Annotated in this window: 21 protein-coding genes; 11 read left to right on the forward strand and 10 right to left on the reverse strand. The window is 70.3% G+C overall.

Annotation, left to right across the window (positions count from 1 at the left end; translation table 11 throughout):
* Nucleotides 1–60 precede the first annotated feature (60 nt).
* From BKA14_RS35520 to aroA, 6 genes are all read right to left on the reverse strand, one after another.
* Complete coding sequence (locus tag BKA14_RS35520) at nt 61–618, reverse strand: DUF5709 domain-containing protein (RefSeq protein WP_184955129.1); 558 nt, start codon at nt 616–618, stop codon at nt 61–63.
* Between the two features lie 9 nt (nt 619–627).
* The gene (locus BKA14_RS35525; RefSeq protein ID WP_239092564.1) at nt 628–1,401 is read right to left on the reverse strand and encodes an ATP-binding protein; all 774 of its coding nucleotides are present in this window, start codon (nt 1,399–1,401) and stop codon (nt 628–630) included.
* A 289-nt stretch (nt 1,402–1,690) separates the two neighbouring features.
* Nucleotides 1,691–2,596 carry a hypothetical protein gene (locus BKA14_RS35530; RefSeq protein ID WP_184957152.1) on the reverse strand — a complete coding sequence of 302 codons (906 nt, stop codon included), beginning with the start codon at nt 2,594–2,596 and terminating at the stop codon, nt 1,691–1,693.
* A gap of 111 nt (nt 2,597–2,707) precedes the next feature.
* Nucleotides 2,708–3,502 carry a histidinol-phosphatase gene (gene hisN / locus BKA14_RS35535; RefSeq protein ID WP_184955131.1) on the reverse strand — a complete coding sequence of 265 codons (795 nt, stop codon included), beginning with the start codon at nt 3,500–3,502 and terminating at the stop codon, nt 2,708–2,710.
* 9 nt (nt 3,503–3,511) lie between these two features.
* Nucleotides 3,512–4,711, reverse strand: coding sequence for a ribosome small subunit-dependent GTPase A (gene rsgA, locus BKA14_RS35540; protein WP_184957153.1), 1,200 nt, complete (start codon nt 4,709–4,711; stop codon nt 3,512–3,514).
* A gap of 3 nt (nt 4,712–4,714) precedes the next feature.
* Nucleotides 4,715–6,007, reverse strand: a complete 1,293-nt coding sequence (aroA, locus tag BKA14_RS35545; RefSeq protein ID WP_184955132.1) for a 3-phosphoshikimate 1-carboxyvinyltransferase — start codon at nt 6,005–6,007, stop codon at nt 4,715–4,717.
* Between the two features lie 77 nt (nt 6,008–6,084).
* Between aroA and BKA14_RS35550 the strand changes: the two genes are divergently transcribed.
* From BKA14_RS35550 to rsrA, 5 genes are all read left to right on the forward strand, one after another.
* A complete protein-coding gene (locus tag BKA14_RS35550; RefSeq protein WP_184955133.1) occupies nt 6,085–6,765 on the forward strand; it encodes an SOS response-associated peptidase in 681 nt (226 codons plus the stop codon).
* A 1,131-nt stretch (nt 6,766–7,896) separates the two neighbouring features.
* Complete coding sequence (locus BKA14_RS35555) at nt 7,897–8,292, forward strand: WhiB family transcriptional regulator (RefSeq protein WP_184955134.1); 396 nt, start codon at nt 7,897–7,899, stop codon at nt 8,290–8,292.
* 240 nt (nt 8,293–8,532) lie between these two features.
* Nucleotides 8,533–9,126: an alpha/beta hydrolase family protein gene (locus BKA14_RS35560; RefSeq protein ID WP_184955135.1), complete on the forward strand. Its 594-nt coding sequence runs from the start codon at nt 8,533–8,535 to the stop codon at nt 9,124–9,126.
* Between the two features lie 88 nt (nt 9,127–9,214).
* Complete coding sequence (locus tag BKA14_RS35565) at nt 9,215–10,015, forward strand: sigma-70 family RNA polymerase sigma factor (protein ID WP_184955136.1); 801 nt, start codon at nt 9,215–9,217, stop codon at nt 10,013–10,015.
* Nucleotides 10,016–10,020: 5 nt separating this feature from the next.
* The gene (gene rsrA / locus BKA14_RS35570) at nt 10,021–10,308 is read left to right on the forward strand and encodes a mycothiol system anti-sigma-R factor (RefSeq protein WP_184955137.1); all 288 of its coding nucleotides are present in this window, start codon (nt 10,021–10,023) and stop codon (nt 10,306–10,308) included.
* A gap of 64 nt (nt 10,309–10,372) precedes the next feature.
* Here the strand turns inward: rsrA and BKA14_RS45750 are convergent, their stop codons facing one another.
* On the reverse strand, nt 10,373–10,447 hold the full coding sequence (locus BKA14_RS45750; RefSeq protein WP_369752275.1) for a 50S ribosomal protein bL37: 75 nt from the start codon (nt 10,445–10,447) through the stop codon (nt 10,373–10,375).
* 126 nt (nt 10,448–10,573) lie between these two features.
* Between BKA14_RS45750 and BKA14_RS35575 the strand changes: the two genes are divergently transcribed.
* Nucleotides 10,574–10,792, forward strand: coding sequence for a biotin/lipoyl-binding carrier protein (locus BKA14_RS35575; RefSeq protein ID WP_184955138.1), 219 nt, complete (start codon nt 10,574–10,576; stop codon nt 10,790–10,792).
* Here BKA14_RS35575 and BKA14_RS35580 read toward each other — a convergent pair whose 3' ends face one another.
* Both BKA14_RS35580 and BKA14_RS35585 read right to left on the reverse strand, forming a co-directional pair.
* Nucleotides 10,793–11,389 (reverse strand): ATP synthase subunit B family protein, encoded by a 597-nt coding sequence (locus tag BKA14_RS35580; RefSeq protein WP_184955139.1) that lies wholly within the window; start codon nt 11,387–11,389, stop codon nt 10,793–10,795.
* A 200-nt stretch (nt 11,390–11,589) separates the two neighbouring features.
* Nucleotides 11,590–12,222 carry a hypothetical protein gene (locus BKA14_RS35585; protein ID WP_184955140.1) on the reverse strand — a complete coding sequence of 211 codons (633 nt, stop codon included), beginning with the start codon at nt 12,220–12,222 and terminating at the stop codon, nt 11,590–11,592.
* Between the two features lie 1,173 nt (nt 12,223–13,395).
* On the opposite strand from BKA14_RS35585, the gene BKA14_RS35590 reads away from it, so the two are divergent.
* Complete coding sequence (locus tag BKA14_RS35590; RefSeq protein ID WP_184955141.1) at nt 13,396–13,671, forward strand: hypothetical protein; 276 nt, start codon at nt 13,396–13,398, stop codon at nt 13,669–13,671.
* Nucleotides 13,672–13,781: 110 nt separating this feature from the next.
* Here the strand turns inward: BKA14_RS35590 and BKA14_RS35595 are convergent, their stop codons facing one another.
* Complete coding sequence (locus BKA14_RS35595; protein ID WP_184955142.1) at nt 13,782–15,149, reverse strand: glycosyltransferase family 2 protein; 1,368 nt, start codon at nt 15,147–15,149, stop codon at nt 13,782–13,784.
* Nucleotides 15,150–15,591: 442 nt separating this feature from the next.
* On the opposite strand from BKA14_RS35595, the gene BKA14_RS35600 reads away from it, so the two are divergent.
* The 4 genes from BKA14_RS35600 to BKA14_RS35615 all read left to right on the forward strand — a co-directional run bounded on the left by BKA14_RS35600 (nt 15,592) and on the right by BKA14_RS35615 (nt 17,246).
* On the forward strand, nt 15,592–15,816 hold the full coding sequence (locus BKA14_RS35600; protein WP_184955143.1) for a hypothetical protein: 225 nt from the start codon (nt 15,592–15,594) through the stop codon (nt 15,814–15,816).
* Between the two features lie 89 nt (nt 15,817–15,905).
* On the forward strand, nt 15,906–16,157 hold the full coding sequence (locus tag BKA14_RS35605) for a hypothetical protein (protein WP_184955144.1): 252 nt from the start codon (nt 15,906–15,908) through the stop codon (nt 16,155–16,157).
* Between the two features lie 77 nt (nt 16,158–16,234).
* A complete protein-coding gene (locus tag BKA14_RS35610; protein WP_184955145.1) occupies nt 16,235–16,483 on the forward strand; it encodes a hypothetical protein in 249 nt (82 codons plus the stop codon).
* Between the two features lie 130 nt (nt 16,484–16,613).
* Nucleotides 16,614–17,246 (forward strand): hypothetical protein, encoded by a 633-nt coding sequence (locus BKA14_RS35615; protein WP_184955146.1) that lies wholly within the window; start codon nt 16,614–16,616, stop codon nt 17,244–17,246.
* Nucleotides 17,247–17,314 lie beyond the last annotated feature (68 nt).

A 17,314-nucleotide genomic window follows, 5' to 3' on the forward strand; every position in this document is an offset into this window, starting at 1 on the left:
CTCGTCATTTCCGACGCCCTCGACATCGACGGGCCGAATCCGAGCAGGGGCTCGACTGACTCACTCGTAGCGCGGGGCGTTCGTCTCGTGCATGGCGAGCTCCTCGGCGCTCGCACCACCGCCGGACGCGCCCGCGTCGTAGGCCACGCTGTCGGCCTCGTCGTCGAAGCCGTAGCCCTCGTCGGGCGCTACCAGGCGACCCACCGGCTGCGGGCTGTCGTCGTCGAGCTGACCGTCGTCGTAGAGCGACACCTGCGAGTCGGGGTCGGAGGTCGGGCTCGCGCCCCACACGTCGGCGTCGAAGTTGCGCTGCTCGGAGCTGTCGACGGTCTCGTCGTTGGGGTCACGGCTCGGCGGCAGCTGATCCTCCGCGCCGAAGTCGGGCTCCTCCTGACGCAGCCGGCGGTCGAGGGACTCGCCCTCACGCTGCTCCTCCGCGGTGTCGCCGAAACGGTTCGAGCCGCCCGGCCCGACACCGGCGAGCGCCGCGGGGTCGGGCCCGTCGGCCCACCGCCCGGTCTCCACCTCGTCGTACGCGGTCGAATCGTCATCCGCGGTGTCGGGCAGGCCGGAGGCCTCCGGGTCGGACACCTCGGTGGGATAGTCGTTGTCTCGCATGACGGCAATCTACCCGCGCGCCGGGGCTTGCATGCTTGCCGCCGGGGCGTCGTTTTCGTCCCCGTCCGCCCGCGCCAGCAGCGCCCACACCACCTTGCCGTCGTCCAGGCGCAGGCTGCCCCAGCGGGAGGCCACCGAGTCGATCAAAAGCATTCCCCGGCCCCCGTACGCCGTGGGCGGCACCGGGCTGCCCGAGAACGTGGGCACGTGGTCCGACTGGTCGCGCACGGCCACGCTGAGCCCGTCGCCGTGCGCCGCGACGAGCACGACCATGGGCGTCCGGGCGTGCACGACGACGTTGTTGACGAGCTCGGTGACCACGATGCAGGCCGGGCCGGCCAGTTCGGGCCGGTCCCACCGCGCGCAGGCCTCGGTGATCAGCTCACGGGCCCGGCGGGCGGCGCCCAGCGCGGGCTCCAGCTCGAGGCCGAAGCGGTGGCTGGGGTCGGGCCGGCCGAGCTCGGCGATCGCGTCGGCGGCGCTCGGCCAGATCGGCCAGCCGAGACCGGGCCAGGCCGCACCGCCGCGGGCGTCGCACAGCGCGAGGTGGGCGCCGGGCCAGTCGGCGGTCTCGTCACGCAGCCGGCGCAGCACGGCCAGCGTGGCGGGCGCGGGCAGGGTCAGTTCGCCCGTGTCGACCAGCAGCGCCTCGGGCTGCTCGGCCAGCACGTCCAGCAGGGCCGCACGGAGGGCCTCAGCGGCGTCGGAGTTCAGCACCCCGGTCAGATGGACCAGGGGATAATCCGACCCGCGATCGACCCGGTGCCGCAGCTCGCTCGCCATGATCGCTCCATTGTGCATAACGCGCCCCCTTTTCGCATTTCCCACGCACTCGGGGGAACCGGGACCGCCTTCCGTCGAGAGCCGTACGGAACCAAACGGGACATACCATCCCGGGGGTCATGGTCAGCAGATACCCGGCGGCGGATGACTCATGCCCCCGCGGTCCCGGGAAATGCCGGGTATCCCAGGAACGTTGGCGTTCCCATTCGCGGCGGGCGTCTTCTTCAGGCGAGGCGCACTTCCAGCGTCGGAGCGTCTTCCCGCCGGGGCGGCCTTCGGGTGGCGGGGCTCAGTGGCTCGTGGGGGCCGTGCGGAGCGGGGCCGGCTCGGGGCGGCGGGCGGACGGGGGTGTGGCCGGGGCCTGGTGGTGCTGCGGCTCGGCGTACCGGGTCAGCGCGATCACCGACGCCAGCGTGACCACGAAGCCCACCCCGGCCAGCCACTCCTTGCCCGGCTCGATCCGGTCGCCGAGCAACAGCAGGCCGACGATCGCAGCCGGAACCGCGCCCGCCGCGTCCATCGCCGCCACCGCGGCCGTCGTCGAACCGCGCTGCATCGCCAGCCCCAGCAGCAACTGGCCCACCAGCGAATGCACGATCAGCAGGTAGAGCAGGGGGTTGGCGAAGAAGCCGGCCGCCGAGTGCTCGTTGGCCAGCGGACGGGCGGCGATCGCGGCCGCGGAGAACCCCACTCCGGCCAGCGAGCCGAGCACCACCGAACCCAGTGCGCCCTGCAGTCGTACGGCGAAAACGCCCAGACCGCCGATGAGCAGCAGGGCCAGGGTCAGGCCGGCGATCGCGGCCGCCCCCAGTGGGCGCGCGACGGCCGGCTGGGCCGATTTGACCAACGCGGCGATGCCCACCATGAGCAGGGCCAGCAGCACGATCTCGGCCGCGGGCAGCGACCATTTGAGCAGCAGCACGCCCAGCACCGCGGTCACGCCCAGCCCGGCGGCCACGCTGGCCTGCACCAGGAACAGGGGCAACTCTTCACGGGCGAGGAAGGCGAGCACGAAGCCGAGCACCTGGCAGCCCAGGCCCAACAGGTAGGTCCGCTGGCCGGCCAGCCGCACGAGCAGACTCGGGTCGAAGGTGTGGTGCACCGTCGTGCGAGCCGCCGCCGCCGACTGCAGAAGGTTCGCCACCCCGTACGCCAGAATCATGGCGGCGAGGAAGCACCAGCCCGAGGACACCACGTGACGCACGATAGACCAGCCTCGGCCCGGCATCAGCGCTTCGGGGGACACGGTTGTCGCGGGGTGTTTGTCCGATTACGCAGCGCTATGACTTCTGGGGCTTTTGTCCGTTTACCGGCTCAGGGCCGTCAGTACTGTCTCGTGCAGCAGCCCGTTCGTGGCGATCACCGACGACTTGTCGGCCGGCGGGCGCCCGGTCAGGTCGGTGATGGTGCCGCCGGCCTCCTGCACGATCGGGATCAGCGCCGCCATGTCCCACAGCGACAACTCCGGCTCCACCATCGTGTCCAGCGCACCCTCGGCCAGCAGCATGTAGCCGTAGAAATCCCCGTACGCCCGGCTCCGCCACCCGGCCAGGCTCAGATCCACGATCTGCTGCAGGCGGCCGACCTGCTGCCAGCCCTCGAGACTGGCGTAGCAGACACTGGCGTCCGCGAGCCGGCCGACACCGGACACCTGGATCCGTGTCGCCGCGTGCTGATGCTTCCCCGCGTACGCCCCGTGGCCGCGCGCGGCCCACCACCGGCGGCCCAAGGCGGGCGCGCTGACCAGGCCGGCGACCGGGGTGTCGCCCTCGAGCAGGGCGATCAGCGTGCCCCAGATCGGGACGCCGCGCACGAAGTTCTTGGTGCCGTCGATCGGGTCGATCACCCAGCGCCGGGTGCCCGGGCCGGCGGCCGCGCGGGTCGCGCCGAACTCCTCGCCGAGCACCCCGTCACGCGGGCGGGCCCGGGCCAGCGTCGACCGGATCGCCTGCTCGACGGCCGTGTCGGCGTCGGAGACCGGGGTCAGGTCGGGTTTGCTCTCGACCCGCAGGTCGAGCGCCCGGAACCGGCCCATCGAGATCGAATCGGCGGTGTCGGCGAGAAGGTGGGCGAGGGAAAGATCGTCGGCGTAACCGGCCATGCCCGAACGCTAGCCGATCGCGCTGTCCTCTTCCGCCTCGCCGCCCATGCTCTCGGCCTCTCCTGCGCTCTCGCTTTCGCGCCGGTCGGCTTCGTTCGCCCGCTCGGCTTCGTAGTCGCTTTCGCGCCGGTCGGCTTCGTCGGCTCGTTCGGCTTCGCGTTCGCTCTCGCGCGGGTCGGTGTCGCCGGCTCTCGAGGCCAGCAGGCGCCGGTACGACTCCAGCCGCCGCGGATCGGCCTTGCCCTCGGCCACCCACGCGTCCAGACGGCAGCCCACGTCGGCCGCCGTGTGCCCGCAGTTGGGCTGATCCTCCAGCGTGCCCTCGACCAGGTCGGGGAAGCCGTGCAGCAGGCTCTCGGCGCTCACATGGGCCAACCCGAAACTGCGGATGCCGGGCGTGTCGATGATCCAGCCCGGGTCCTTGCGGCTCTTGCCGACCGCGGGCAGCCGCAGCGCCACAGCACTGGTCGACGTGTGCCGGCCCTTGCCGACCGCGCTGACCACCCCGACCGCCCGCAGCGCGTCCGGCACCAGCCGGTTGACCAGGGTGGACTTGCCCACCCCGGAATGGCCGACCATGACCGAGATGTTGCCGGCCAGGCGCTTGCGCAGCTCGGTCAGATCGCTGCCGGGGTGGATCGCCACGTAGGGCAGGTCGAGCTCGGCGTAGTAACCGAGGATCTCCTCCGGGCCGGCCAGATCGGCCTTGGTCAGGCACAGCAGCGGCTCGATGTCCGCGTCGTACGCCGCGACGAGGCAGCGGTCGATGAACCCCGTACGCGGGGGTGGGTCGGACAACGCGCTGACGATCACGAGCTGGTCGGCGTTGGCCACGACCACCCGCTCGAGCCGGCCCTCGGGGGTGGTGTCGTCGTCGTCGGCCGTGCGGCGCAGCACCGAGGTGCGCTCGCCGATCCGCACGATGCGAGCCAGCGCGCCCGGTGCACCCGTCACGTCGCCCACCAGGGCCACCCGGTCGCCGACGACCACCGACTTGCGGCCCAGCTCGCGGGCGCGCATCGCGGTGATGACCGGGCTGTCGGGCGGCGCTTCCTCGCGGACACAGCCGTACCGCCCCCGGTCCACCGTGATCACCAGGGCGTCCACGGCGTCGTCGTGCTTCGGGCGCGTCCGGGTGCGTGGGCGCGACGAACGACCCGGCCGGATCCGGACGTCGTCCTCGTCGTACTCCCGCTTGCGTGCTGGCAGGGTCTAACTCCTCGCCACGAGTCCCGCCCAGAGTTCGGGGAACTCGGGCAACGTCTTCGACGTACAACCTACGTCGGTCAGAGTGATGCCCGGGACGGCGAGTCCGATAACCGCGGCGGCGTGCGCCATTCGATGATCCGCGTACGTCTCCCAGGTGCTTCCCCGCAGGGGGCGCGGCTCGATGCGCAGACCGTCACGGAACTCGGTGACCCCGGCGCCGGCCTTGGTCAGCTCGGCCGCCAGCGCGGCGATGCGGTCGGTTTCGTGGCCACGGATGTGCTCGACCCCGCGCAGCTCGGACGGCCCGTCGGCCAGCGCGGCCAGCCCGGCCAGCACCGGCGTCAGCTCACTGACCTCGGACAGGTCGGCCGTGATGCCGTGGATCTGCCCGGTGCCGCGGACGGTGAGACCGTCGGCCGACTGGGTGACCTCGGCCCCGAGCGCGGTCAGCAGCTCGGACAGGCGGCCCACCGGCTGCCAGCTCTCGGCCGGCCAGCCGCCCAGCGTGACGGCGCCACCGGTGACGACGGCGGCGGCGAAGAACGGCGCGGCGCCGGACAGGTCGGGCTCGATCACCCACGTGCGGCCGCTGATCGGCCCCGGCTCGACCACCCAGACGTCGGGCACCGACTCGTCGACCCCCACACCGGCCGCCCGCAGCATGTGGGTGGTCATGCGCAGATGCGGCGCGGACGGCACCGGCGGGCCCTCGTGACGCAGCACGAGCCCCTTGGTGAAGCGCGGCGCGGACAGCAGCAGCCCCGAGACGAACTGGCTGGACCCGGACGCGTCGATCACGGCCTCGCCCCCCTCGACCAGCCCGCTGCCGTGCACGGTGAGCGGCAGCCCGCCGGTGGCCGAGGCGTCGATCGACACGCCGAGCGACCGCAGCGCCTCGACGATCGGGCGCTGCGGCCGGTTGCGCGCATGCGGGTCGCCGTCGAACTCGACAATGCCCTCGGCCAGCGCGGCCGCCGGCGGCAGGAACCGCATGATCGTGCCGGCCAGGCCCACGTCGACCCGGGCCGGACCGCGCAGCGGACCCGGCTCGACCAGCCACCGCTCGTCGTCGCCGGCGTCGATCGCGACGCCGAGCGCACGCAGGCCGGCCGCCATCAGCTGGGTGTCGCGGGCCCGCAGGGGCCGCTCGACCACCGACGGCCCGTCGGCCAGGGCGGCCAGCACGAGCGCGCGGGCGGTCATCGACTTGGAGCCCGGCAGCCGCACGGTGGCGCCGACCGGGCCGGACGCGGACGGGGCGAGCCAAGGGCGGGGTTCTGCTGTCACGGGGGCCATTGTGCCGAAGGGGGCTGACAGTTTTGCGGACGTTTCCCGGCAACCGGGACGGCGCGTCCGCCGGTAGCGTTGACCGCATGTGCGGGCGTTATGCGACCACCAGGAGCGAGGCCGACCTGGAAGACCTGTTCGAGGCCGTGAGTGTGGCCGAGCAGACGGCCCCGAGCTGGAACGTGGCGCCGACGGATCCCGTCCCGGTGATCCGCGTGTCGGCCACGCACGAGGCCCGGGTCGTCGACCGGGCACGCTGGGGCCTGGTGCCACCCTGGGCCAAGGACCTTCGCACCGGCGCCCGCATGATCAACGCCCGCGCCGAGACCGTGGCGACCTCGCGGGCGTTCGCCCCGTCCTTCGCCCGCCGCCGCTGCCTCGTACCCGCCGACGGCTGGTTCGAGTGGGTGGAGCGCAAACCGCACTACATGACCCCGGCCGACGGCTCGGTGCTGGCCTTCGCCGGCATCTGGACGACGTGGGGCCCCGACGCGGTGCTGACCTGCAGCGTCCTCACGACGGCGGCGGTGGGCGGCCTGGCCCGCATCCACGACCGCATGCCGCTGATCCTGCCCGCCTCCCGCTGGCCCACCTGGCTGGCCGGTGGCGGCGACCCGGCGGAACTGCTGACCCCGCTCAGCCCGGCCGAACTGGAAGCCATCGAGATCCGGCCGGTCCGCCCCGAAGTCGGCAACGTCCGCAACAACGGGCCGCATCTGCTGGAACCCCCAGCCAGCCCTGAGGTCACCCCCGCCACCCTCTTCTGAACACCGGGCCGGCGCCGTTTCGCGCTGTTGACGCCGAGCCCGCCCTCACCCACCGCTTGCCCTGCTGGCGCCGGTCCTTTTGGCCGCTTCCCTCTGCCGCCCCCCGCGTGCTTCAACTACCGCTTGTTCCTGTCGCGCTCGCCCCTTTGGCCGCGTGCTCCTGCCGCCGCCGGCCGCGTGCCTCGACCATCGCGTGCCCCTGCCGTTGCCCGCCCTTTCGGCCGCGTGTCTTCACCCACCGCTTGGTCCTCCAGTGGCAACGCCTTCCAGCGGTGACGCCCTCCAGCGGCAACGCCCTCCGGCGGTGACGTCCCCACCGGCGGGGGCCTTAGCGTTGTCGGCTCCCATCGGCGCGCGGCCCGCGGCGAGGACCCGAACGATGTCGCCTCAGCGACGACGCCCATCCATCCGCCCTGCCGTCGCGTGCCGTCCAACCACGACCCGGTCTGTCTCGGATGTGCCAACTTCAGCCGTCGGGTCGGCATCGACCGTCGTGAGATCGTCATGATTCCGCAGCTCAGGGCCGATCCGTCCGGTGGAGAGTTATCCACAATCGAGTGCTGTCCACAGGGGCGGCGTCGCCGGGACATCGAAGATCGGCGGATTCCGACACAATCGTCGGCGGTGGGGGTCCCCCTGGGAGGGCGGGTAATGCGCGTGTGGGAGTTGTGCTCCCGGCGCTGAGCGATGGGAAGGGCTCTGCTACGTTCCTCGCGCTTCGCTGACGGGCTTATGTGCGGGGTGGTTCCGTCGAGCGTTCCCGTGAGTGCCGACGATCGTGAAGGGCACTGAGCGGCGCGCTGCGCCGCCGTGGTGGCTGTGTCGTCGCGACCGCCGTCCGCGGCGTCATTTGGGCCGTTTTGTGAGTCGTGGCGGGTGGCGGCTCGGGTGTGGGCGGTCGGGCTCGCGAGTGGCTGGACCGTGGGCCATCGGGCTGAGCTGCGGCAAGATCAAGACTGGGTTTTGTCAATGGATGTCCGCATTTTATATTGGCAACTTTGTTTCAAGATAGATAAGCCCCTTGTTCTGATCTCCTACCCTGCGATACAAAACTGCGCCGGAGTGGTGCAGGTTCGCACGGTGCGAGCCCGTTGCCACACGCAGTACCGGTCCCACGGGGGAGGTGGGCTGATGACACGGGCTCGTATGCCGCGTCCACATGAGGTAGCCATCGCGCGGAGGGATCCGCGCCTGCTCGAAGCGATCAGCGAACGTCGCAGCGACGAGGCTTGGCGGACCCGCGGCGCATGCCGTTCGGTCGATCCGGAGACGTTCTTTCCGGCGCCAAATGAACCGTCCGAAGGTGCGGTTTCGCTGTGCGGCTCATGCACAGTCCAAGGGCCGTGCCTGGCCTGGGCGTTGCAGGTCGGCGACTGTCACGGTGTCTGGGGCGGGACGACCCCGCGCGAACGCCGGGCGATGCTGGTGGCCTGGCGCGAACGCGTCGGTCCCAACGGCGAGACCGTCGACGACGAAACCGACGAAGAAGACCGCAGGTTGCTCAGCCTTACACCGATCAGCCGCTGACCCGCTCGTCGTCCGCCGGCCGGCACGCTCGCAAGGGCGGGCCGGCCAGGCAGAGCGGGCTGCCGAGCAGAGCGGGCCGCCGAGCAGAGCGGGCCGCCGAGCAGAGCGGGCCGCCGAGCAGAGCGGGCCGGCGCAGGAGCGGGCCGGTGAAGAGCAGACGGCCAAGCAAAGCGGCCCGGTGAAGAGGCGAGCGGCCGGACAAAGGCGGCCCGGTGAAGGCGCGACCTGGTGAAATAGGGCGTGACCGAGATCGAGACGCCCCGCGGCCCGGCCCAGGTGCGCATCAGTGAGCCCGCCGGCAACCCTGTCAGCACGTTGATGCTCGGGCACGGTGCCGGCGGTGGGGTCGACGCGCCCGACCTCCAGGCCGTGCACGATGCCGCGGTGGCCGCCGGCGTACGGGTCGTGCTGGTGACGCAGCCCTACCGCGTGGCCGGTCGGCGTGCGCCCGCTCCGGCCGCCCAGCTCGATGAGGCCTGGTCGGTCGTGGCGGCAGCCGTACGGGGAGAGGCTCCTTTGATCGTGGGCGGGCGGTCGAGCGGGGCGCGCGTGGCGTGCCGGACGGCAGCGCAGCTGGGGGCCGTGGGGGTGCTGGCACTGGCTTTCCCGTTGCATCCGCCGGGCAAGCCCGAGAAGAGCCGGGCCGCCGAGTTGCCCACCGAGGTGCCGACGGTCGTGCTCAACGGGGACCGGGACGCGTTCGGGGTGCCCACCGGCTCGGGCCTCGTCGAGGTGCTGGTGCGGCCGGGCGCGACTCACGACCTGCGTAAAGGTGTCGCCGAGACGGCCACGCTGGCGGTGGGGTGGCTGCGGCGGCACGGGTGGGCCACGTGAAGCGGAGCACGGGGCGGCTGGCAGGAATGCAACTTGCGCCTGCGTGGTTGTAAGCCCCGGAGCTTGTAAGTCGGAAGGGGTTTTACTGGTGCGAGCCGGAACCGAGAGCCTCGAGCGTGAGGGCCGGGATGTCGACCGGGTGCGGAACTTGCTGGGTTCTCCCGAGTGGCCGGCCACCGAGACCACAAAAGTGTCGCCATCGGTGAGTGTCAGCACACCGGCGGTTTTCAAAGGCGTTGAAGGGGCACTACCCGTATCCTCGGCGGGGCGGTCGAGGGGAGATCTCAGGGTGGCCCAAACAGAACGGACCGAGGAGCGCAGGGCGCGCTTCGAGCGGGACGCGTTGCCTTTCGTGGACCAGCTGTACGCGGCTGGCTTGCGCATGACGCGCAACCCGGCCGATGCCGAGGATCTGGTGCAGGAGACGTATCTGAAGGCGTTCTCCGCGTTCCACCAGTTCGAGGAGGGCACCAACCTCAAGGCGTGGCTCTACCGCATCCTCACGAACACCTATATCAACTCGTATCGGCGCAAGCAGCGTCAGCCGGTGCAGGCTCCCACCGAGGAGATCACCGACTGGCAGCTCGCCTCGTCGGAGTCGCACACGTCGGTCGGCCTGCGTTCGGCCGAGACCGAGGCGCTCGACCGGCTGCCCGACAGCGACATCAAGGAAGCCCTGCAGGCTCTGCCCGAGGACTTCCGTCTGGCCGTCTACCTCGCTGATGTCGAGGGTTTCTCGTACAAGGAGATCGCCGACATCATGGGCACGCCGATCGGCACCGTCATGTCCCGGCTGCACCGCGGCCGGCGCAACCTGCGCAAGACCCTGGAGCAGTACGCTGCCGACCGGGGGATCACCCGGACCGCTTCGGAACCGCAGGAGGCCTGACCCAGATGAGCGGCCTGAACGGCGAGGATCACGAAACCGACTGCGGCATCGTGATCAGCGAGGTCTATCTCTACCTCGATCTGGAGTGCAGCGAGGACCGCCGCACGCTGATCCAGAAGCATCTGGACGACTGCGACGGTTGCCTGCGCGAGTACGGCATCGAGCACGAGGTCAAGGCGCTGGTGTCGCGCTGCTGCGGCGACGAGAAGGCGCCCCGGGAGCTGCGTGAGCGGCTGCGGGTGAAGCTCGACCAGCTCGAGGTGCAGGTCGAAACCAGGGAATACCTGCCCTGAGGCACGTGTACGGCGACAAGAAAGGCCCCGCGCGAGCGGGGCCTTTCTTCGTTCGAGCACAAGCTCAGCTGTTGGGCCGCTTGCCGTGGTTCGCGCTGCTCTTCTTGCGAGCCTTCTTCTTGCGGGCCTTCTTCGCCATCGAGTGACTCCTTGTTCGTGCCGTGTTTCCCGAGCCGATGGTAGTCGGCGCGTCCGCTCGGCTCCGACTCGCCCGACCAGGATCCGTGGTTTGATACCGGTACCGACAGACCGAGGAGGGTTCCCCATGGCCGACGAGATCCGGGCCGAGATGGTAGCCAACGTGTGGAAGGTCGTGGCCACGAGCGGCGACACCGTGGCCGAGGGGGACACCCTGGTGATCCTCGAGTCGATGAAGATGGAGATCCCGGTCGTCGCCGAGACCGACGGCACGGTGGCCGAACTCGCCGTGCACGAGGGCGACGTGGTGCAGGAAGGCGACCTGATCGCCATCATCCAGGGCTGATCAGGACGGCCCGCCCGGCAGCTGCAACTCCACCGAAGGGAATTCGACGGGCTGCGGCTGGTCGGCCCAGAGCGCGCGCAGCTGACCCTGCAGGAAGGCCATGAGCCGCCGGCGGTATTCGGCGTCGAAGACTTCGAGCGTCTCGATCTGTTCCTGTAATGCTTTCCGCTTGACCGCGAGCCCGCCGACCGCGTCCTCGTAGCGGCGCTGTGCCCGCTGTGCGAGCTGTTCGGCGGTTTCGTTGCCGTCGGCGATGATGCGTTCCGCCTCGGCGCGGGCCGCGGTCAGCAATGCGTCCGCTTCGGCGCGCATCCGCTCGGCGTATTCGCGAGCTTCGGCGCGGCAGTGTTCCGCGCTCTTCTCCGCCTCTTCCCGCACCGTCTGCGCGGTCCGGTTCGCCGCGGCGACGTACTCCTCGGCGGTTCGCTGCGCCAAGGTCAGAACCTGCAGGGCCTCACCGGGCAGCTCGGCTGATGCCGGCGGGGCCGGGTCTTCCGGGGATATCGAGGAGACGACGGGATGAATCGCGGTCACGCTGTCGACGGAGGCGCGGCCGAGCAGCAACCGGACGCGTCCGGTCACGGGTTTGTCGTTCACGGGTGTCTCCCGTCCCTCTCAAGGGGTGGTGCCGCCGGGCGAAAGGCGTAACCCAGCGGCACCACAGGGGTAAAGCAAGGCCGGTCAGCCCAAACAATCCGTACGATCAGGGCCGTGGTTGCGCGGCGATTTCCCTACCGGTCTCTGACCCACATCCGATGACGGCAAGGAAATCTCGGCATCCGCCGGCCCGTACTCAGTTACCGGCCATTCGGGCCCTGGTGACCGGGGCGGCCGATCGGGCCCTGGTTGCCGGGGATCGGACCCTGGTTGCCGGGGCGCACGATCGGGCCCGGGTGACCGGGGCGGACGATCGGGCCCGGGTGACCGGGACGGACGATCGGGCCCGGGTGACCGGGGCGCATGATCGGGCCCGGGTGACCCGGACGGAAGAACGGACGCGGGTGGCCGTGGCGGAACATGCCCCGGTGCCCCGGACGCATCTGGCCCCACCAGCCCGGCCGGAACTGGACCGGGAAGCCGCGGGTCAGCGCGAACGGACGGCTGAAACCGCCGGGGCCCCAGTCGTCCTCGCTCTCGACCTCGAGGGCCCAGGCGCCCCGGCGCACGCCGAGCTGCACCAGGTCGCAGTCGTGGTCGTCCCAGGCGCCGCTCCGCTCGCCGAACTGTCCCGCAAGTTCACAGGCCCGCAGCGACCGGTAGAAGCCGACGACCTGAGTGCCATCGCGCCACTGAGCGACGTGGCCGGCCCCGGACTTGCTCTCCACGGCCGGGCCGGCGGTGGCCGACGCCTGGGCCGGAGCGGTGCCGACGGCCAGTGCGGCGAGTACGCCGAACCCTCCCATGGTCAGGGCGCGGGTGAGCTTCTTCATCGCATTTCCTTTCGTACCGTGTTGCGCGGTGACTTACGGAATGGAAAACCGCTTTCCGCCTACGCCGGAAGTCGAACGCGCGTATGTCGTCGTGCGCCGGAATGACGGTCGCCCGATGGCCGTTCGGCGGACCTTTCTTGAGGGCCCGGCACAGAACCCCGGAACCATTGCGAGAACGGGAGTCGATGAATTTCCGGGTGGACGCTGGGCAAGTGTCCGGTGGGCCGGTTCGACGGCTCCGCTCCGGCGACACCGCGACAACTCGGGGGCACGTAAGGTGACCGGCTCCGGCCCGGCGCTGTGTGCCCAGAGCGGCCGGGGCGTCGCGCACCGTGTCCGGGCGTTCCGGCGCCTCAGTGGACGGCATGGACGGGGCCGGGCCGAGTGCTTGGAGCGGGCCAGGCCGTGGCCGCGGGCGGCTTTGCCTGCGCTAAATCGAATTGGTCGCCGCTTCCGGTCCCGTACGCCGCTTCGGTCGCTCGCCCGGAAGTCGGCGGCACCGGCCGGCCGGGCGTCGGGGCCGCTGCCTCGCCGGCACTCCTTCGGGTTAGTGCGACGGGTTCATCGGCGCAAACCTTCGGATGTCTCCGCGCGAGCCGATCAGCCCTCGCCGGACGCAAACGACCGATGCGCTCCCTGGCCGCCGGTCGACCATTCTTGTAGCTCCTCCCTCGAAATGATTGCCGACGAGGTTCCGCGCCCTATTGCTCTGCGCCGGTCGCCCTGATAGCAGGTCGTTGCATCCCGGCAACGGTGCGTGGCGGTTCCGTCGGACGTTTCTGGCAAAATCCTTGGCATGTCGAATGCCAGAAGGTCTTTCGGCCGGATTCCTGCTTTGCCGACCTTGATCTTTCTGGTGGACCGGCGGCGGCGATCGGAACGATTCTGCGAGAAGAACCGCATTGCGCGGACCTGATCGCAAGCTCGAATGGCGCGGCCGGCCATCCGCCCCGCTATTCGGATCCGGATGCGCACGCGGAGTGAGCGCGTCGTGCCGGTTCGCATCGGTTGCCGGTAAAAGATCCAAAAGCCGACCGGTTTTTGTCGCATGCCCGGCTGAATTTGAGCCGGAACGAGCGGAACCAGGTTTGGTCGCCCGAGCCGCGGTTATCGCTCGATTTATCGCGGGCCGCCCGACCGCGATCTTCGTTGAATGAGTAAGGACAAGGCCCGATGAGAACGAGCAACATCACCCTGCCGAGCCGGTGGCGAGCGGCGTACAAGGCGGCGCTGGAGCTCCTCGAGAGCGACAAGCCCTACAACGACCCGCAGGACGCCCGGGCCCGGGCCCGCGTGCAGCGCATGCGAACCGACACGCGCCGGTGGATCCGGGAGCAGAAAATGATGGCGGCGGCCGGCCTTCTTTCTCCCGTGCAGACCTTGTTCATCGCGCACATCCCCGACAACTGGCGTGAGATCGACCTGCGGCGCCGAAGCCTGCGGCAATAATTCGGGCCGGTCGATAAAAACAGTGGCGTCCGGACCGCGATCACGCAGTCCGGACGCCGATTCTTCAACGAAGTTTGTTCATAGGGGCGGCCCAGAAGAGGGCCGGGTGATCAGGAGTTCGTCTTCTCGGACATGTATCCGCTGTAGTAGACCGTGCTGGAGCCGACCGGCGCCACCGCGTCGCTGTCGGCCCTCGCCGGCTCCGGAGCCGGCCGGTGGAACGGCTCCTCCCGGCGGAACGCACGCGACGGAAGAAGCGCCAGGCACCTGATCACGCCGATGCCGAGAAGGTTGTAGACCGCCTCCACCGGAGTCAGCAGCACCCAGGTCCTCAGCTTCTCCGACCGGCTCATGGCCGGCCGACCGGCCAGGTAGTGGCCCGCTTCGGCGTAACGCACGAGCAGGTAGAGCGCTGCGTAGAGGATGATCCAGGACGCTTGCGGCGTTCCGCCTACGGCGGCCTCGACGAGCAACACGACGGCGCAGACCATCCAGGCCGGCGTCCGCAGAAGCCCCAGCAGGACGAGCGCGCGGGTCCGGCGCGGGTGCCGCGGCGCCAGAGCCGTTGCCAGCGCCCGCCACCGCCTGGTCGCCGTGCGCAGCAGCTGCCGGTAGGCGCTCGCGACGTCGACCGGCGCCGCAGTCCAGGCGATGGCCTCGGGCACCGGGACCACCTCGCCGTCCAGGTCCGGATACATCGCCAGGCACTGGTCGTCACCGTCGGCGGCCGGATCCCGCGGCAGACGCTCGTGCTCGAACAGGACATCGGCCCGGTAGACGGTCAGCGCGCCCGGATTGATCTGCACCGCCCGCAACGCCGACCGGCGCGTCGGGCGTGTGACGCCGGTACCGGTGTTGAGGTCGACTACCCGGGTCAGCAGGTTGTGCCCGGCGTTGCGCATCAGCACCATCGCGGTGGTCGCCACGACGTTCGGTTCGGCGAACTCCCGGAGCTGACGGTCCACCGCGTGCTCGTCCAGCACGCACGCGCCGTCCACGGCCAGCACGAAGTCCCAGTCGTCCGGGTCGAGCCGGTCGAGGACGTAGCGCTGAGCCGAGCGCCGGCCGCCGTGTTCCGTTCGATGCCACCGGACCCGCGGGTGCGCGAAGGGCTGCACCGGCATTCGGGTCGAGCCGTCGTCGACCACGTGAACCTCGTCCACGACGACGCGGCTCTGCTCGAGGATCGACCAGAGGCAGGCCCGCAGGTCGGCCTGGTCGGGCTCGTGCACACCGACGACGGCGACCACGCGGCCGGTCACCGCGGCCGGGGAGGGCGGCCGCCGGCGATCTCTGACGAGCGGATACAGGGAGTAGATGACGGCGCCGTTGCTGATCCACCAGAAAGTGAGCAGAGCCGGGTGGTCGATCCGCCCGCGAAAGTGCCAGGTGGCTGCAATCAAGCCGGCGAAGAAAGTGCCGGCGATCACCGCGCAGACGAGGAAGACCCGCCGCGAGGCGAAGGTGTCGGACGGCATGGGAACTCCTCAGCAGAGCTTCTCGGATTGCCGGGCGAACGACGGGCCCCGGCGGCTCAGTATGGTGACGATCCGGACACCTCCGAGGAAACTGTGCGGGCCCACGTTCGCACGAAAGTGCGGGGTGCCCGGCCGGACCGGCTCGTTCTCCACGACCGCGCTCATCCGATCGGTCAGCCGGGCGTTATCCATTCGCTGGGACGGGCATCCCCGAGACCGAATTCGGGCGTCGCCGTGCGCGAGTTCTATCTCCTGCAAGAAGCGGTTCGCCGAGCCGTCGATGCTCCTTCGCCGGACGACAGCCCGTTCCCGGCGGCGCCGCCGGTGGCTCGCCGGCGAAATCGATGGCCGGCCGGACCCGCCGGGGGTTCCCGACGTCCCCCCGTGAGGGAACCCCCGGTTGCAGCACGCTGCGCATACAGGAAAGGAAGACGGCGGGCTCATGACCAAAATGGAGATTCTGGCGCTGTTGCTGTCGGCTGTCGCGCTGAGTCAATTGCTGCGGAGCCGGCGGCGGCCGTCAGCCGGCCGCCCGGTCTTCGGCCCCCGTGACGTCTGGCCGGACTGCGGCGGGCAATACCCGCTGGGCGGCGTGCTGCCCCGGCGTCAACCCGTGCGCCGCCACCGGATGCTGCTCCGGAGCTGTGTCGTCCGCCGCCGTCGGTGACCACCCGGTTCGCCCGTCCCCGTCCGAGAAAGATCGAAGGCTCACCACATGGCTGGCAAACGATGATCGCCCCCGGCAACGAGAGTGTCATGCTGACGCTCGCGCTCGGTTTCCTCCTGTCCAGGGCTTATGCGTTCGGCCGGATCCACCAATGGCACAAGCGGAGCCGGGAACGCGATCAGGCTTATCGCACCGGATACGACAGCGCCTCCCAATCAATCATCAATATGATGACGACGTTGCATTCCCCGAGCCCGATGAATGCGTCTGTGCACGGGCCCCGAAACAACCGTTCGCAGGCGTACGCGGTCGATCGGAATGACCTGGACGATCGGCTATAAATGTCGGCCGGAAGTTGCCGTACGGTTCTCCTCGGGCTCCATTTCGTCCGTTGCCGGGAAGGCCTTAGAGTCAGGAAATGCCGATCGGTAACAGTGGCACCCTGCAGATCATCGCCGGTGTCGTGCTTTCCATGATGAGCGCCTACGGCGGGGGACGCATTCATCAGTGGTACATGCACGGCATGGACCGGGACCGGGCCTTCCGCGAGGGGTACGCCCACGGGTATCAAGCGCTCTTTCACCTCGCCGCTCGCGGTTCCCGGCGCGTGCCCCGCCCGACCGGTTCGGAGCGGGCCCGGCAATTGTCCGACGCGCCGGCCGACTGATCGCTGCGGGTCATCCGATGGCGCTACCTGTGCGTGTCGCGCAGGCGCCGGGGACGCAGTCGCGTGCTCTGCTGATCTTGCGCAAGCGATGTCTTGCGCGGTTCGGCAGTTCTCGAGAAGGAGCACGTCAGTGAAGAAAACCATGCGTGTCGTCGCCGCGTCCGGCCTGGGCCTGATGGCCGGTCTCACGATGGTCGCCGGTCCCGCTCAGGCGGCCGGCGCCACCGCGCAGTCGGACAGCAAGCCGGCCGCGCAGAAGGGCTTCGGCCGGGACGACATCGTCGGCTACTTCCGTTCCCCCGTCGTCTGCGAGGTGGCCGGCCGCCTCGGCGAGCGGCAGGGCCGGTGGGAGGACTACGACTGCGAGTTCGTGCACGTCGGCTTCCGCCGCGGCGGCTGGGTCCTTCGGGCCGAGGAGTGCGACCTCGGTTGGGGCGGGCACGGTCACCACCACAAGCCGGGCAAGCCGCACGGCTCCAGGGACGACGACGACGTCAAGGGCGACGGCGGCTACACCAAGCCCGCGGCCACCAAGCCCGACGGCTACACCAAGCCGGCGGGAACGAAGCCGGCGGCCACCAAGGACGACGGCTACACCAAGCCGGCGGGAACGAAGCCGGCGGCCACCAAGGACGACGCCTACACCAAGCCGGCGGGAACGAAGCCCGCGGCCACCAAGGACGACGGCTACACCAAGCCGGCGGCCACCAAGCCCGACGGTTACACCAAGCCGCAGGCTGCCGACACCGACGACAAGTACTGACCACCTGCCGGCGCGGCGCCGGTGAGAAGCACTACGTCACCTTCGTTGCCGGGCACGCCAGGGGCGTT

This window comes from Paractinoplanes abujensis (assembly GCF_014204895.1).
Taxonomy (GTDB): domain Bacteria; phylum Actinomycetota; class Actinomycetes; order Mycobacteriales; family Micromonosporaceae; genus Actinoplanes; species Actinoplanes abujensis.

Bases quoted from the DNA above. Each gene is read 5' to 3' on its own strand.
- BKA14_RS35520 (WP_184955129.1), bottom strand. From the start codon at position 618: ATGCGAGACAACGACTATCCCACCGAGGTGTCCGACCCGGAGGCCTCC.
- BKA14_RS35525 (WP_239092564.1), bottom strand. From the start codon at position 1,401: ATGGCGAGCGAGCTGCGGCACCGGGTCGATCGCGGGTCGGATTATCCC.
- hisN (WP_184955131.1), bottom strand. From the start codon at position 3,502: ATGGCCGGTTACGCCGACGATCTTTCCCTCGCCCACCTTCTCGCCGAC.
- aroA (WP_184955132.1), bottom strand. From the start codon at position 6,007: ATGGCCCCCGTGACAGCAGAACCCCGCCCTTGGCTCGCCCCGTCCGCG.
- BKA14_RS35550 (WP_184955133.1), top strand. From the start codon at position 6,085: ATGTGCGGGCGTTATGCGACCACCAGGAGCGAGGCCGACCTGGAAGAC.
- BKA14_RS35555 (WP_184955134.1), top strand. From the start codon at position 7,897: ATGACACGGGCTCGTATGCCGCGTCCACATGAGGTAGCCATCGCGCGG.
- rsrA (WP_184955137.1), top strand. From the start codon at position 10,021: ATGAGCGGCCTGAACGGCGAGGATCACGAAACCGACTGCGGCATCGTG.
- BKA14_RS35575 (WP_184955138.1), top strand. From the start codon at position 10,574: ATGGCCGACGAGATCCGGGCCGAGATGGTAGCCAACGTGTGGAAGGTC.
- BKA14_RS35585 (WP_184955140.1), bottom strand. From the start codon at position 12,222: ATGAAGAAGCTCACCCGCGCCCTGACCATGGGAGGGTTCGGCGTACTC.
- BKA14_RS35590 (WP_184955141.1), top strand. From the start codon at position 13,396: ATGAGAACGAGCAACATCACCCTGCCGAGCCGGTGGCGAGCGGCGTAC.
- BKA14_RS35595 (WP_184955142.1), bottom strand. From the start codon at position 15,149: ATGCCGTCCGACACCTTCGCCTCGCGGCGGGTCTTCCTCGTCTGCGCG.
- BKA14_RS35600 (WP_184955143.1), top strand. From the start codon at position 15,592: ATGACCAAAATGGAGATTCTGGCGCTGTTGCTGTCGGCTGTCGCGCTG.
- BKA14_RS35605 (WP_184955144.1), top strand. From the start codon at position 15,906: ATGCTGACGCTCGCGCTCGGTTTCCTCCTGTCCAGGGCTTATGCGTTC.
- BKA14_RS35610 (WP_184955145.1), top strand. From the start codon at position 16,235: ATGCCGATCGGTAACAGTGGCACCCTGCAGATCATCGCCGGTGTCGTG.